This window comes from Streptomyces sp. NPDC086519 (assembly GCF_040686075.1).
Taxonomy (GTDB): Bacteria; Actinomycetota; Actinomycetes; order Streptomycetales; family Streptomycetaceae; genus Streptomyces; species Streptomyces shenzhenensis.
In genome coordinates, this window is record NZ_JBFBJL010000007.1 from 19,547 (window position 1) to 33,933 (window position 14,387).

General features: G+C 70.3%; 14 protein-coding genes. 7 read left to right on the plus strand and 7 right to left on the minus strand.

Annotated features, from left to right (window positions below; all coding sequences use genetic code 11):
* Positions 1–135 precede the first annotated feature (135 nt).
* On the minus strand, positions 136–999 hold the full coding sequence (locus tag AB0P24_RS09135; RefSeq protein ID WP_365791772.1) for a hypothetical protein: 864 nt from the start codon (positions 997–999) through the stop codon (positions 136–138).
* A 208-nt stretch (positions 1,000–1,207) separates the two neighbouring features.
* On the opposite strand from AB0P24_RS09135, the gene AB0P24_RS09140 reads away from it, so the two are divergent.
* The 5 genes from AB0P24_RS09140 to cseC all read left to right on the plus strand — a co-directional run bounded on the left by AB0P24_RS09140 (position 1,208) and on the right by cseC (position 5,651).
* Complete coding sequence (locus tag AB0P24_RS09140) at positions 1,208–2,083, plus strand: A/G-specific adenine glycosylase (protein WP_365791774.1); 876 nt, start codon at positions 1,208–1,210, stop codon at positions 2,081–2,083.
* 275 nt (positions 2,084–2,358) lie between these two features.
* Positions 2,359–2,898: a SigE family RNA polymerase sigma factor gene (locus AB0P24_RS09145; protein ID WP_365791776.1), complete on the plus strand. Its 540-nt coding sequence runs from the start codon at positions 2,359–2,361 to the stop codon at positions 2,896–2,898.
* Positions 2,886–3,554 carry a hypothetical protein gene (locus AB0P24_RS09150; RefSeq protein WP_365791778.1) on the plus strand — a complete coding sequence of 223 codons (669 nt, stop codon included), beginning with the start codon at positions 2,886–2,888 and terminating at the stop codon, positions 3,552–3,554. Before AB0P24_RS09145 ends, AB0P24_RS09150 begins: the two co-directional genes overlap by 13 nt.
* A 31-nt stretch (positions 3,555–3,585) precedes the next feature.
* On the plus strand, positions 3,586–4,290 hold the full coding sequence (cseB, locus tag AB0P24_RS09155) for a two-component system response regulator CseB (protein WP_365791780.1): 705 nt from the start codon (positions 3,586–3,588) through the stop codon (positions 4,288–4,290).
* Positions 4,291–4,301: 11 nt separating this feature from the next.
* Complete coding sequence (cseC, locus tag AB0P24_RS09160; protein WP_365791782.1) at positions 4,302–5,651, plus strand: two-component system sensor histidine kinase CseC; 1,350 nt, start codon at positions 4,302–4,304, stop codon at positions 5,649–5,651.
* 150 nt (positions 5,652–5,801) lie between these two features.
* On the opposite strand, the gene AB0P24_RS09165 is transcribed toward cseC, so the two are convergent.
* The 4 genes from AB0P24_RS09165 to AB0P24_RS09180 form a co-directional block, all read right to left on the minus strand.
* Positions 5,802–6,683 carry a class I SAM-dependent methyltransferase gene (locus AB0P24_RS09165; protein ID WP_365791784.1) on the minus strand — a complete coding sequence of 294 codons (882 nt, stop codon included), beginning with the start codon at positions 6,681–6,683 and terminating at the stop codon, positions 5,802–5,804.
* Between the two features lie 2 nt (positions 6,684–6,685).
* Positions 6,686–7,117, minus strand: coding sequence for a VOC family protein (locus AB0P24_RS09170; protein ID WP_365791786.1), 432 nt, complete (start codon positions 7,115–7,117; stop codon positions 6,686–6,688).
* A complete protein-coding gene (locus tag AB0P24_RS09175; RefSeq protein WP_181804410.1) occupies positions 7,114–7,575 on the minus strand; it encodes a helix-turn-helix transcriptional regulator in 462 nt (153 codons plus the stop codon). Before AB0P24_RS09175 ends, AB0P24_RS09170 begins: the two co-directional genes overlap by 4 nt.
* A 139-nt stretch (positions 7,576–7,714) precedes the next feature.
* Complete coding sequence (locus AB0P24_RS09180; protein ID WP_365791788.1) at positions 7,715–9,319, minus strand: MDR family MFS transporter; 1,605 nt, start codon at positions 9,317–9,319, stop codon at positions 7,715–7,717.
* A 148-nt stretch (positions 9,320–9,467) separates the two neighbouring features.
* Between AB0P24_RS09180 and AB0P24_RS09185 the strand changes: the two genes are divergently transcribed.
* Positions 9,468–10,064, plus strand: a complete 597-nt coding sequence (locus AB0P24_RS09185; protein WP_365791790.1) for a helix-turn-helix domain-containing protein — start codon at positions 9,468–9,470, stop codon at positions 10,062–10,064.
* Positions 10,065–10,085: 21 nt separating this feature from the next.
* On the opposite strand, the gene AB0P24_RS09190 is transcribed toward AB0P24_RS09185, so the two are convergent.
* Positions 10,086–10,637, minus strand: a complete 552-nt coding sequence (locus AB0P24_RS09190) for a M23 family metallopeptidase (RefSeq protein WP_365791792.1) — start codon at positions 10,635–10,637, stop codon at positions 10,086–10,088.
* A 457-nt stretch (positions 10,638–11,094) separates the two neighbouring features.
* Here AB0P24_RS09190 and AB0P24_RS09195 point away from each other — a divergent pair, with 457 nt between their 5' ends.
* Positions 11,095–11,697 (plus strand): HAD family acid phosphatase, encoded by a 603-nt coding sequence (locus AB0P24_RS09195; protein WP_365791794.1) that lies wholly within the window; start codon positions 11,095–11,097, stop codon positions 11,695–11,697.
* Between the two features lie 112 nt (positions 11,698–11,809).
* On the opposite strand, the gene AB0P24_RS09200 is transcribed toward AB0P24_RS09195, so the two are convergent.
* Entirely contained in the window at positions 11,810–14,335 is a 2,526-nt protein-coding gene (locus tag AB0P24_RS09200; protein ID WP_365791796.1) for an ATP-dependent Clp protease ATP-binding subunit, read from the minus strand.
* Positions 14,336–14,387 lie beyond the last annotated feature (52 nt).

Sequence of the window (14,387 nt, forward strand, 5' to 3'; positions counted from 1 at the left end):
GGCCCGGCGGGGGCTGATCGCGCAGTTCCCCGCGCCCCTTACGGGGCGCTGCCCAGCCGTGTCTTTCACCTTGCCGCGGGCAGTCGTGCCTCCCCGGTGCCTTAAGGGCCTGGGAGGTACCCCCAGGGCGGCCCGCTAATCCGCCGCCAGCACGAAAGACGCCTGGGCCTTGGCATACCCCGGCGCCTCGGCCTCCAGAAGGTACGTGCCCGCCCCGGCCGAGCCCGCCGCAGGCGTCGCGCACTGGGGAGCGCTCGGCTTCCGGTCCCACGTCAGGGTGTACGTGATGCTGCTGCCGGCCGGCACCCGGTACCACCGGCTCGCCGCCGTCTTCGGGCAGTCCGCCGACGACCAGTAGCCTGCGTCCGAACTGGCCTGCGTGATGGTCAGCACCGCGTTCTTCGGTCCGAGGTCGATCTTGCAGTCGCTGGACGACGTGTTCTTCGCGGTGAGTTGGAAGGTCGGCGTCTGCTCCGGCGAGTACGAGTTGTGCAGACTCTTCAGGCTCAACGCCACCGACCCGGCGGTGCAGTTGGGCAGTGAGGAGGACCCCGGCAGCGAGGCGACCGTACCGCCGGAACCCGACGTGACGTCGTCACCGCCCGAACCGGCCGATGAACCTGACGAACCCGACGAACCCGACGAACCCGAGGAGCCCGCCGAACCGGCGGAACCCGACGACGGGTCACCGCCCGTTGCGCCCGAACTCCCGCCGTCGGAACCGGAGGTCGAACCGCTCCCCGAGCCGCCGCTCGACTCGTCCCGGCCGCCCGGTGCCTGGCTGATCGCCGGCCCGCTGCCGGACGGCCCCGGCGTGATCGTGGACACGGGATTCTTGCCGTCCGACCCGCCCGCGTTCTTCTTGCCGCCCCCGCCGTTCGACGTCACGATCCACGCGATCAGCAGCGCCAGGACGACGAGCGCCGACAGCATGAAGACCCTCCGTCGCCAGTAGATGGAGGAGGGAAGCGGCCCGACCGGATTGCGCAGAGATCCCACGGCGCAAACTGTACGAGAGATCCGTGCAGTTCCTCGCCCCACCCGCCGCCCAAACCTCAACTTTTCCGGATCATCATTCCGGCAACTCCCGTCAGCACGGCTCGTCTTCATGGCGAGCCTCCTGGCGAGGGGCGCCAGCCCCGGCCCCGCCCCGCCACGAACCACGTCCACCCCAGCCGTCGCCGGACGTGGCAGGATCGGAAGGGACATGACTGAGAAGCTCCACGCCCCCGTGATCGCCTGGTTCGACGCCCATGCCCGTGACCTCCCCTGGCGCCGCCCGGAGGCGGGCCCGTGGGGGGTGATGGTGAGCGAGTTCATGCTGCAGCAGACCCCGGTGAGCCGGGTGCAGCCCGTGTACGAGCAGTGGCTGGCCCGCTGGCCGCGCCCCGCCGACCTCGCCGCCGAGGCGCCCGGCGAGGCGGTGCGCGCCTGGGGCCGGCTCGGCTACCCGCGCCGCGCCCTGCGGCTGCACGGCGCCGCCGTCGCCATAACGGAACGGCACGGCGGGGACGTACCGACGGATCACGCGCACCTGCTCGCGCTGCCGGGCATCGGTGAGTACACCGCCGCGGCGGTCGCCTCGTTCGCGTACGGGCAGCGGCACGCCGTACTCGACACCAATGTGCGGCGGGTGTTCGCGCGGGCGGTGAGCGGTGTGCAGTACCCGCCGAACGCCACCACCGCCGCCGAGCGCAAGCTCGCCCGCGAGCTGCTGCCGACGGACGAGAGGACCGCCGCCCGCTGGGCCGCGGCCTCGATGGAGCTGGGCGCGCTGGTGTGCACGGCGAAGAACGAGACGTGCCAGCGGTGCCCGATCGCCGGGGAGTGTGCCTGGCGGCTGGCCGGCAAGCCGGAGCACGAGGGTCCGCCCCGGCGCGGGCAGACGTACGCCGGTACGGACCGTCAGGTGCGCGGCAAACTGCTCGCCGTCCTGCGCGAGGCGCACGCGCCCGTGCCGCAGACGGCTCTCGACCGGGTGTGGCACGAGCCGGTGCAGCGGGCGCGGGCGCTGGACGGGCTGGTCTCGGACGGGCTGGTGGAGCCGCTCGCGGGCGGCCTGTACCGGCTTCCAGTGGGCTGACGCACCGCGAACGCACAGCCGCGTCACAGCGCACAGGGCTGTGTCACGACCCCGATCGCACGACAAAACACCGCACAACTGGGCATAAAACTGCGCCTACTTACCCCGAACCTACTTCCGTTACACAACCGACGGACAGCCGATTGCTACCCGCAGGCTGCTGCGCACAGCCCCGTGACAACGGGTCCGTAGCTTCGTTTCTGTGCCCGCCAGGACCGCGGGACGGGAACCCAGGCACTGGGCCGGGGAAGACGGGGATCGGGAGGCGGTTGATCATGGCGCAGGGCGAGGTGCTCGAATTCGAGGAGTACGTCCGCACCCGGCAGGACGCGCTGCTGCGCAGCGCCCGCCGGCTGGTCCCGGACCCGACCGACGCCCAGGACCTGCTGCAGACCGCGCTGGTACGGACGTACGGCCGCTGGGACGGCATCGCCGACAAGAAACTCGCGGACGCCTACCTGCGCCGGGTCATGATCAACACACGGACCGAGTGGTGGCGGGCCCGGAAGCTGGAGGAGGTCCCGACCGAGCAGCTGCCCGACGCCCGCGTGGAGGACTCCACCGAGCAGCACGCGGACCGCGCTCTCCTTATGGACATCATGAAAGTTCTGGCTCCGAAGCAGCGCAGTGTCGTCGTGCTGCGACACTGGGAGCAGATGTCCACGGAGGAGACGGCCGCCGCCCTCGGCATGTCGGCCGGAACGGTCAAGAGCACGCTGCACCGGGCGCTCGCCCGGCTCCGCGAGGAGCTGGAGTCACGCGACCTCGACGCACGCGCGCTGGAGCGTGAGGAGCGGGAGCGTTGCGCGGCCTGACCGGCACGGAGCCCAGCAGGGACCCGGCGAGTGCGCAGGCGGTGATCACGGCGACGGCCGTGCTCGCCGCCCTCGCCCTTTTCGCCGCGGCCTGCGGCACCGGCGGCACCGGAGCCCGGGACGAGGGCCCGGCACACGCCGGCTCGGCCGCGAACGTCCCGGCCGCCAAGGCCCCCTCGCCCAATCCGTCCCAGACGTACGACAAGGTCGACGCGGTCGCTCTGGTGAAGGCCGACCCGGTGGTCTCGGCCACGGTGAAGCGGGACCTGAAGCCGTGCGCGGGCGACGAGTACCCGGTCGACGTGACGTACGGCGACCTCACCTCAGGCCCCGCCGAGGACGTCGTCGTCAACGTACTGACCTGCGGGGACGCGGTCGGGGTCGGGGCGTACGTGTACCGCCGGGAGAGCGGCGCGTACAAGAATGTCTTCAAGGCCGAGGAGTCCCCGGTCTACGCGGAGATAGACCGGGGCGACCTGAGCGTGACCAAGCAGGTGTACGAGAAGGGCGACCCGGTGTCGAGCCCCTCGGGCGAGAACGTGATCACCTACAGCTGGGCCGCGGGACGCTTCGTGCAGGAGGACTTCCACCACACCGACTACGGCAACGCGGCCGGCAGCGGCGACGCCACGCCGGAGCCCTCCACCGCCAACTGAACCCACCCCACCGACCACCTAGAGAGCCGGGATGGCAGACCAGACCCACGTCCTGTTCGTCGAGGACGACGACGTCATCCGCGAGGCCACCCAGCTCACCCTGGAGCGGGACGGCTTCGCGGTGACCGCCATGCCCGACGGCCTGTCGGGGCTGGAGGCCTTCCGCGCCGACCGGCCCGACATCGCCCTGCTGGACGTGATGGTCCCGGGCATGGACGGGGTGAGCCTGTGCCGGCGCATCCGTGACGAGTCGACCGTCCCGGTGATCATGCTGTCGGCGCGCGCCGACTCGATCGACGTGGTGCTCGGCCTGGAGGCGGGCGCCGACGACTACGTCACCAAGCCGTTCGACGGCGCCGTACTGGTCGCCCGGATCCGGGCGGTGCTGCGCCGCTTCGGGCACGCGAGCGGCGGCGACAAGCCGCACGGGGACGCGGCGGAGGTGACCGGCTCCATGCTCACCTTCGGCGAACTCGAGATCGACACCGAGGGCATGGAGGTGCGCCGGTCCGGGCAGCCGGTCGCGCTCACCCCGACCGAGATGCGGCTGCTGCTCGAGTTCTCCTCGGCACCGGGGACCGTACTCTCCCGCGACAAGCTGCTCGAACGCGTCTGGGACTACGGCTGGGGCGGCGACACCCGCGTCGTCGACGTCCATGTGCAGCGGCTGCGCACCAAGATCGGCCAGGACCGGATCGAGACGGTCCGCGGTTTCGGCTACAAGTTGAAGGCCTGAGCGAGGCGGTCATGCGACGGTTCTTCGTCCGGTACCGGAGCCCGGGACTGCGCACCGGGCTCAGATGGAAGCTGAGCGCGGCGATCGCGCTGGTCGGCGCGCTGGTCGCGATCGCGCTGAGCCTGGTGGTGCACAACGCCGCCCGGGTCTCGATGCTGGACAACGCGCGCGACCTGGCCAACGAGCGGCTACAGATCGCGCAGCGCAACTACGAGCTGTACGGGAGGGCGAACTTCCCCGACGTCAAGGTCGACGACCCCCGGCTGCCGCCGGCCCTGCGCGAGCGGGTCGAGGCGGGCCGCCGGGCGACCGACGTCATCGACCACACCGGCGCGCCGGACATCTGGGCGGCGGTGCAGGCCAAGGACGGACGGGTGCTGTCCCTGCACAGCACCTTCGCCAACCGCAGCAGCGATGTGCTGAAGGACCTCGACCAGGCCCTCGTCATCGGCTCCATCGCGGTCGTCCTCGGCGGCAGCGCGCTCGGGGTGCTGATCGGCGGTCAGCTCTCGCGCCGGCTGCGCAAGGCGGCGGCCGCGGCCAACCAGGTCGCCATGGGCGAGCCGGACGTGCGGGTGCGCGAGGCGATCGGCGGGGTCGTACGGGACGAGACCGACGACCTGGCGCGGGCGGTGGACGCCATGGCGGACGCGTTGCAGCAGCGTCTCGAGGCCGAGCGGCGGGTGACGGCGGACATCGCGCACGAGCTGCGTACGCCGGTGACCGGCCTGCTCACGGCGGCCGAGCTGCTGCCGCCCGGCCGGCCGACCGAACTGGTCCTGGACCGGGCGAAGGCGATGCGCACCCTCGTCGAGGACGTGCTGGAGGTGGCCCGTCTCGACAGTGCCTCGGAGCGGGCCGAGCTGCAGGACATCATGCTGGGCGAGTTCGTCGCCCGGCGGGTGGCCGCGAAGGACCCGCAGATCGAGGTGCGGGTGGTGCACGAGTCGGAGGTCACCACCGATCCGCGCCGACTGGAGCGGGTGCTGTTCAACCTGCTCGCCAACGCGGCCCGGCACGGCAGGCCGCCGATCGAGGTGACCGTCGAGGGCAGGGTCATCCGGGTCCGCGACCACGGCCCCGGCTTCCCCGAGGAACTCCTCGCCGAGGGCCCGAGCCGCTTCCGCACCGGCAGCAAGGACCGGGCCGGCCAGGGCCACGGCCTGGGCCTGACCATCGCGGCGGGTCAGGCACGCGTCCTGGGCGCCCGCCTGACCTTCCGCAACATCCGCCCGGCGGGCGCGCCCCAGCACATCCCGGCGGAGGGCGCGGTGGCCGTCCTGTGGCTGCCGGAGCATGCCCCGACGGCCACCGGCAGCTACCCGGTGCTGCCGGGCCCGGCCCAGGCGGGAAGCCGCTGAGAAGCGCTCCGGCCGGTGCCACGGGGGCCGCGCCTCAGCCGCCGCGCCCCAGAAAGCGTGCGCCGGGCGTGCCCCGGAAGGGGTGCCTCAGCCGCCGCACCCCAGAAGGCGTGCCCCAGGCGTGCCCAGGCGTGCCCCGGAAGAGGTGCCTCAGGTGAGTGCCACGAGGAGTTCCTCGCCGCGGGACGGGCGCAGGCCGTCGGCGCGGCCGGCGAAGTAGCGGTCGGCGAGCTCCTCCGCCGGGACGTGCCGGGTGTCCCGGAAGCCGGCCTCGCGGGCGAGGGCCGCCATCCGTTCGGGTGTGTAGAAGCTCAGGAAGGGCGTGCCGGAGGCCCGCGCGCCCCGCTGGGCCGCCAGCAGCTGCTCCCGCTGGTCCGGCTCGACGTCCTCGATCGGCCGCAGGAACGTCGTGACCAGCGTCGACCCGGCAGCGAGCCGCGCGATGCACCGGAAGGTGGCGGCGATCGCGGCCTCGGTGAGGTACATCGTGACCCCGGCGGACGCGACCACGGCCGGCCGCCCCGGATCGAGCCCGGCGGCCACCAGCCGCCCCCACCAGTCCCCCTCGAAGTCCACCGGCACCAGCGTCAGCCAGTCCGGCACGCCGTACCCCAGCTCGGTCAGCCGCCGTCGCTTCCAGGCCACGGCCCCGGCCCGGTCGGCCTCGAACACGCGCAGCCCGGCGGCGACCGCGTCGGCGGCCCGGCGCTGCGCGAAGGTGTCGAGCCCGGCACCGAGGACGAGGTACTGGTCGACCCCGCGCCCGGCCTCCGCGACCACCAGGTCCTCGACGAACCGGGCGCGGGCCACGATGGACGCCCGGGTCCGCCGGGTGGCCTCGATGTCCATGTCCGGCCGGGCGAGCCAGCCCTCGCGGCCGCCCGCCCCCGCCCCGTCCACGGCGTCCGGCTCGGCGAGCCGCAGTCCGATCTCGTCCTCGATGACGTACGGCGGCGCGTCGGCGCGCAGGTGCAGCGCCCGCCACAGGGCGGTACGCACGGCGGTGTGATCGGGCCCGGTCTCCGTCGCCATGCTCAGAACTCCTTGGAGAAGTCGAGCTCTTCGCTGCGCTCGGTCAGCGAGTACCAGTTGCCGTTGTCGTCGCGGAAGATCGCCTCGATGCCGTACGGCCGTTCCCTGGGCTCCTGGACGAACTCGACGCCCCGCGCCCTGAAGGTCTCGTAGTCGCCGCGGCAGTCGTCCGTGCGGAACGCGCCGGCGCCCATGACCCCCTTGGCGACCAGCTTGCGCAGCGCCTCGGCGGACTCGGGGTCGAGGCCCGGGCCGTCCAGGCGCATCAGGGCGAGTTCGACGCCCGGCTGGTCCTTGGCGCCGACGGTGATCCACCGCATGTCACCCATCGCGAGGTCCTCGCGCACCTCGAAGCCGAGCTTCTCGGTGAAGAAGGCCTTGGTCCGCTGCTGGTCGAAGGTCCACACGGTGGTGATGGCCAGGCCCTGGATCATGGCTGCGCTCTCCTGCCTGCCCGGCCGCTGCCGCCGGACGGTCGCTGTTCCTGTCCGTCACGGTAGGCAGCCGGGTCCGGGCCGCGCTTCTCGGAAGTTGCGCTTCTGCCCGGGAACCCGCCGGCCCAGAGCATGGCGTAGCAGCCGGGGATCAGGGAGGCGCCGCGACCCACGTGCCTGGTCCGGTACTCGGTGGGGCTGAGTCCGGTGCGGGCCTTGAATCTCGCCGAGAAGGTGCCGAGGCTGCTGAAGCCGACCAGATGGCAGATCTCGGTGACGGTGAGGTTCGCGCCGCGCAGCATCTCCTGTGCCCGCTCGATCCTGCGGTGCGTCAGGTACTGGCCGGGCGTCTCGCCGTACGCCTCCTTGAAGGCGCGCAGGAAGTGGTACCGCGAGTATCCGGCGTGCGCCGCGACCGCGTCGAGATCCAGGGCCGGGTCGGCCCAGTCCCGGTCCATGGCGTCCTTGGCGAGGCGTAGCTGCCGCAGTTTGTCCACGCCGTCAGTCTTCGGCCCGAAACGGCGAAGCGGGAGTCCCGGGGGCGGTACTCCCCGGAACTCCCGCACCGTGGTCAACCGGCCTCGACCGGCACCTCGCTCAGACGGCCTCGACCACCGGCATCGGCGCGGCCTCGTCGGACTCGCCCGCCTTCTGCGGACCGCCCCGCAGCGGGACCTCCTTGACGAAGATCGCCGCCGCCAGCACCAGCACGGCGACCACGGCACCGAGCAGGAAGGCGGAATGGGTACCGGCCGACACCGCGTGCTGGTACGCCTCGCGCGCCGCCGCCGGCAGCTTCGCCAGGCTCTTCGCGTCCAGCTGCGCCGACTGCTCGGTGACCTTGGAGCCCACCGCGCCGGCCCGCTCGGCCATGACGTTCTTGACCCGGTCGTTGAAGAGCGCGCCCATGATGGCGACACCGAAGGAGGAGCCGAGCGTACGGAACAGGGTGGTGGACGAGGACGCGACGCCCATGTCCTTCATCTCCACGCTGTTCTGCGCGACCAGCATGGTGATCTGCATCAGGCAGCCCATGCCGAGGCCGACGACGGCCATGTACACCCCGGAGGTGAGCCGGGTGGTGTCGGTGTCCATGGTGGACAGCAGGTACAGGCCGACGGTGAGCAGCACGCCGCCCACGAGGGGGAAGACCTTGTAGCGGCCGGTGCTGGTGGTGACCCGTCCGGCGATCATCGAGGTCACCAGCATCGCGCCGAGCATCGGGAGCAGCAGCAGACCGGAGTTGGTCGCGGAGGCGCCCTGCACGGACTGCTGGTAGAGCGGCAGGAACAGGGTGGCGCCGAACATCACGAAGCCCACGATGAAGCCGATGATCGACATCAGGGTGAAGTTGCGGCTGCGGAAGATGTGCAGCGGCAGGACCGGCTCGGCGGCCTTGGTCTGCCAGAAGACGAAGCCGATCAGCGCGACGACGCCGATGGCGATCAGTTCCATGATCCGTGCGGACGTCCAGGCGTACTGGGAGCCGCCCCAGGTGGTGACCAGCACGATCGAGGTGATGCCGAGGGTCAGCAGAGCGGCGCCGAGGTAGTCGATGCGCGTCTTGCTCCGCTTCTTCGGCAGGTGCAGTACGGCGCTGACGGCGGCCAGCGCGACCACGCCGAGCGGCAGGTTGATGTAGAAGGCCCAGCGCCAGCCCCAGTTGTCGGTGATGGTGCCGCCGACCAGCGGGCCGCCGATCATGGCGAGCGCCATCACACCGGCAATCATGCCCTGGTACTTGCCGCGCTCGCGGGGCGGCACGAGGTCACCGATGATCGCCATGACGCCGACCATCAGACCGCCGGCGCCGAGTCCCTGGATGGCCCGGAACCCGATCAGCTGGCCCATGTCCTGGGCCATGCCGCTGAGCGCGGAGCCGACCAGGAAGATGACTATGGAGGTCATGAAGGCGCCCTTGCGCCCGTACATGTCACCGAGCTTGCCCCAGAGCGGGGTGGCCGCCGCGGTCGCGAGGGTGTACGCGGTCACGACCCACGACAGATGCTCCAGACCGCCCAGCTCACCCACGATCGTCGGCATCGCCGTGCCCACGATCATGTTGTCGAGCATCGCGAGCATCATCGCGACCATGAGCGCGAGCATCACGACCCGTACGCTCTTCGGCTCTTTCTCCGGCTGCTCGGCCGCTTCCGGTGTCCCCGGAGTCTGGCCGCTCTCGACCGCCTGGGTGTCCGCCATCTCTCCCACTCCCCCTGACGACAGCTACTTACTTGCCGCCCGGCTAGTTCAGTACACTCGGAAGTTAGACCCGTTGCTAGCCGGGCGTCAAGTAAGTTTACTAGCCGGGCGGCAAGCAAGTTTTCGCGGGAGTGCGAGGAGTAAGAGGATGAGCGTCACCATGGACGGCACCAAGCAGCAGCGCCGCGGAAACACCCGCCAGCGCATCCAGGACGTGGCGCTCGAACTCTTCGCCGAGCAGGGCTACGAGAAGACCTCCCTGCGGGAGATCGCCGAGCGCCTCGACGTGACCAAGGCGGCGCTGTACTACCACTTCAAGACCAAGGAAGAGATCCTGGTCAGCCTCTTCGAGGACCTGACCCGGCCGATCGAGAACCTGATCGAGTGGGGCAGGGGCCAGCCGCACACCCTGGAGACCAAGCAGGAGATCGTACGGCGCTACCACCAGGCGCTGGCCGACGCCGAACCCCTCTTCCGGTTCATGCAGGAGAACCAGGCGACGGTCCGGGAGCTGCGGATCGGCGACGCCTTCAAGGACCGGATGCGCGGCCTGCGGGACATCATCATCGACCCGGACGCCGCCCTGACCGACCAGGTCCGCTGCATCAGCGCGCTCTTCACGCTGCACGCCGGCATGTTCGTCATGCAGGACATCGAAGGCGACCCCCAGAAGAGGCGCGAGGCCGTCCTGGAGGTCGCCGTGGACCTGGTGACCCAGGCCCACCGGGGCTCGCACCCCGCCTAGCGCGCGCCGCCGGACGCGTCCCTAGACGGTCACGCCCTTGGCGCGCAGGAAGGTGACGGGGTTGACCGCGGAACCGTAGTTCGCAGTGGTGCGGATCTCGAAGTGCAGGTGCGGCCCGGTGGAGTTGCCGGTGCTGCCGGACAGGGCTATGTGCTGGCCGGTCCTGACGACCTGACCGGGCCTGACGTCGACCCGGGAGAGATGCGCGTACTGCGAGTACTGGCCGTTGCCGTGCTTGACGACGATGGCGTTGCCGTACGCGGGGCCGTCACCGGCGCCGTTGCCGCCGGCCTTGACGACGGTGCCGCCGTGCGCGGCGACGACCTCGGTGCCGGTCGGCACGGCGAAGTCCTGCCCGCTGTGCTTGGCGCTCCAATGGCTGCCGGCCTGGGCGAAGCTCGCGGAGAGTGTGTACTTCTGGACCGGGTCGACCCAGGCGGCGGCGCTGGAGGTGGCGGCCGACGCGACCCCCGACCCCACCACGGCCGCGACCCCGGCACCGGCGGCCAGAACAGCGGCCCGCCTGCGGAGCGAGGACGTACGGGGGGAACGGAGAGCGGCGCGCAGGGACATCAGAACCTCGTGGGGTAGGCAACAGGGAGCCCCTCCGGGGAGCCGTCCCACAGGGGGCGGCCACCGAACGGGCCATCCCTTGGTAACCCGGATCCCGGCATCCGCTCAAGCCACCCCATCTACGACATTTCATAGTATTGAGGGCAAGAATTGCCCCTTTCTTGACAGCGGCCGCCTGGCCGGTCAGCCCCGTCCCGACGTCGGCAACTCGCCCACACCGCCGCGGGCGAAATCACCACCACCCAGGTCAAAACGCCCACTATCTACGCTAGTAACGGACATTTCACCCGTGCGGTATGTCACCAGCGCGGCCCGCCCTCCGCCCCCGTCGCAGCGGATTCCGACGCACACCTCTAGCCTCCTACCCGCCGGTAACCCTACGGTTCCCCTCGCGCCACCTGCCCCACTCACCATGCCCCTGACATAGCAAGAGTGACGCGAGAGGACACCCCGCCCGATGATCACAGGCACCTGGACCCGCCGCATGTCCGTCACCGCCGTATCCGTGGCCGCGCTCGCCGGACTGGCCGCGCCGGCCCAGGCCGCGACGGCGAGCAGCTCCACCACGGTCGACTACGCCACCTGGCAGCAGGACTGCCAGTCCGTGATGGACCAGGCACTGCCCTACCTCCAGCAGCGCATCGCCGCCGCGCAGCCGGGCGAGAAGCAGGCGATCGTCTTCGACATCGACAACACCACGCTGGAGACCGACTTCGGCTTCAGCTGGCCCCAGCCGGCCAACAAGCCGGTCCTGAACGTCGCCGAGTACGCCCAGCAGCACGGCGTCTCCCTGTTCTTCGTCACCGCGCGTCCGGGCATCATCTACCTGCCCACCGAGTACAACCTCGAACACGACGGCTACCAGGTATCCGGCCTCTACGTCCGCGGCTTCCTCGACCTGTTCAAGGACGTCGCCGCCTACAAGACCGCCCAGCGCGTGGACATCGAGAACAAGGGCTACGACATCATCGCCAACATCGGCAACAGCGCCTCCGACCTCTCGGGCGGCCACGCCGACAAGACGTTCAAGCTGCCGGACTACAACGGCCAGTTGTCGTAGGGCGCCGACAAGGCTCCATCCGCTGACGGAACTCGACAGGGCCGGTGCGGACAAGCGAGAGGGGCCGGTGCCCCATGGCACCGGCCCCTCTCATCGGCCAACCCGCGAAGGGTTACGCCTCCTTGCTCAGGTTCGGCCCGGCTCCGCCGGCCGCCTGCTCGATCGGCGGGACGTCGGGAAGGGCCGACTTCTCCTCGCCGCGGAAGGTGAAGGTCGCGGTCTCGCCCTCGCCCTCCGTGTCGACGACCACGATGTGACCGGGGCGCAGCTCGCCGAAGAGGATCTTCTCCGAGAGCGTGTCCTCGATCTCGCGCTGGATCGTGCGACGCAGCGGACGCGCGCCCAGCACCGGGTCGTAGCCCTTCTTGGACAGCAGCTCCTTGGCGGGCTGGGAGAGCTCGATGCCCATGTCCCGGTCCTTCAGGCGCTCGTCCACCTTGCTGATCATCAGGTCGACGATCCGCAGGATGTCCTCCTGCGTCAGCTGCGGGAAGACGACCACGTCGTCGACGCGGTTGAGGAACTCGGGCCGGAAGTGCTGCTTGAGCTCGTCCTGGACCTTGTTCTTCATGCGCTCGTAGTTGGTCTTCGTGTCACCCGAGGCCGCGAAGCCCAGGTTGAAGCCCTTGGAGATGTCCCGGGTGCCGAGGTTGGTCGTCATGATGATGACCGTGTTCTTGAAGTCCACGACCCGGCCCTGGGAGTCGGTCAGGCGACCGTCCTCCAGGATCTGAAGCAGCGAGTTGAAGATGTCCGGGTGGGCCTTCTCCACCTCGTCGAAGAGGACGACGGAGAACGGCTTGCGGCGGACCTTCTCGGTCAGCTGGCCACCCTCTTCGTAGCCCACGTAGCCGGGGGGCGAACCGAAGAGACGCGACACCGTGTGCTTCTCGCTGAACTCCGACATGTCGAGGGAGATCAGCGCGTCCTCGTCACCGAAGAGGAACTCGGCGAGGGCCTTGGACAGCTCGGTCTTACCGACACCGGACGGGCCGGCGAAGATGAACGAGCCACCGGGGCGCTTCGGGTCCTTCAGACCGGCACGCGTACGGCGGATCGCCTTCGACAACGCCTTGACGGCGTCGACCTGGCCGATGACCCGCTTGTGGAGTTCGTCCTCCATGCGCAGGAGCCGGCTGGACTCCTCCTCGGTCAGCTTGAAGACCGGGATGCCGGTGGCCGTGGCGAGGACCTCGGCGATCAGCTCGCCGTCGACCTCGGCGACGACGTCCATGTCGCCGGCCTTCCACTCCTTCTCCCGCTTGGCCTTGGCGGCCAGGAGCTGCTTCTCCTTGTCGCGGAGGGAGGCGGCCTTCTCGAAGTCCTGCGAGTCGATCGCGGACTCCTTGTCCCGGCGGACGGCGGCGATCTTCTCGTCGAACTCGCGCAGGTCCGGCGGCGCGGTCATCCGGCGGATGCGCATCCGGGAACCGGCCTCGTCGATCAGGTCGATCGCCTTGTCCGGCAGGAAGCGGTCCGAGATGTAGCGGTCGGCCAGGGTGGCCGCCTGGACCAGCGCCTCGTCCGTGATGGAGACCCGGTGGTGGGCCTCGTACCGGTCACGCAGACCCTTGAGGATCTCGATCGTGTGCGGCAGGGACGGCTCGGCGACCTGGATGGGCTGGAAGCGGCGCTCGAGGGCCGCGTCCTTCTCCAGGTGCTTGCGGTACTCGTCCAGGGTGGTGGCGCCGATGGTCTGGAGCTCACCGCGGGCCAGCATCGGCTTCAGGATCGACGCGGCGTCGATGGCGCCCTCGGCGGCACCCGCACCGACCAGCGTGTGCAGCTCGTCGATGAACAGGATGATGTCGCCGCGGGTGCGGATCTCCTTGAGCACCTTCTTCAGGCGCTCCTCGAAGTCACCGCGGTAGCGGGAGCCGGCGACCAGGGCGCCGAGGTCCAGGGTGTAGAGGTGCTTGTCCTTGAGGGTCTCGGGCACCTCGCCCTTGACGATGGCCTGGGCGAGGCCCTCGACGACGGCGGTCTTGCCGACGCCGGGCTCACCGATCAGGACCGGGTTGTTCTTGGTACGGCGGGACAGCACCTGCATGACCCGCTCGATCTCCTTCTCGCGCCCGATGACCGGGTCGAGCTTGGACTCACGAGCGGCCTGGGTGAGGTTCCGGCCGAACTGGTCGAGGACCAGGGACGTCGAGGGGGTGCCCTCGGCAGGGCCGCCGGCGGTGGCGGTCTCCTTGCCCTGGTAACCGGAGAGCAGCTGGATCACCTGCTGCCGCACCCGGTTGAGGTCTGCGCCCAGCTTGACCAGGACCTGGGCGGCGACGCCCTCGCCCTCACGGATCAGGCCGAGCAGGATGTGCTCCGTGCCGATGTAGTTGTGGCCCAGCTGAAGGGCCTCGCGGAGCGACAGCTCCAGGACCTTCTTGGCACGGGGGGTGAAGGGGATGTGCCCGGACGGGGCCTGCTGACCCTGGCCGATGATCTCCTCGACCTGCTGACGGACCGCCTCAAGCGAAATGCCGAGGCTCTCCAGGGCCTTTGCGGCGACACCCTCACCCTCGTGGATCAGGCCCAGGAGGATGTGCTCGGTGCCGATGTAGTTGTGGTTGAGCATCCGGGCTTCTTCCTGAGCCAGGACGACAACCCGCCGCGCGCGGTCGGTGAACCTCTCGAACATCGTTAATCGCTCCTCAGAGCGGTCAGGCAGTGGGGGGAACTTCCCCTCCTGT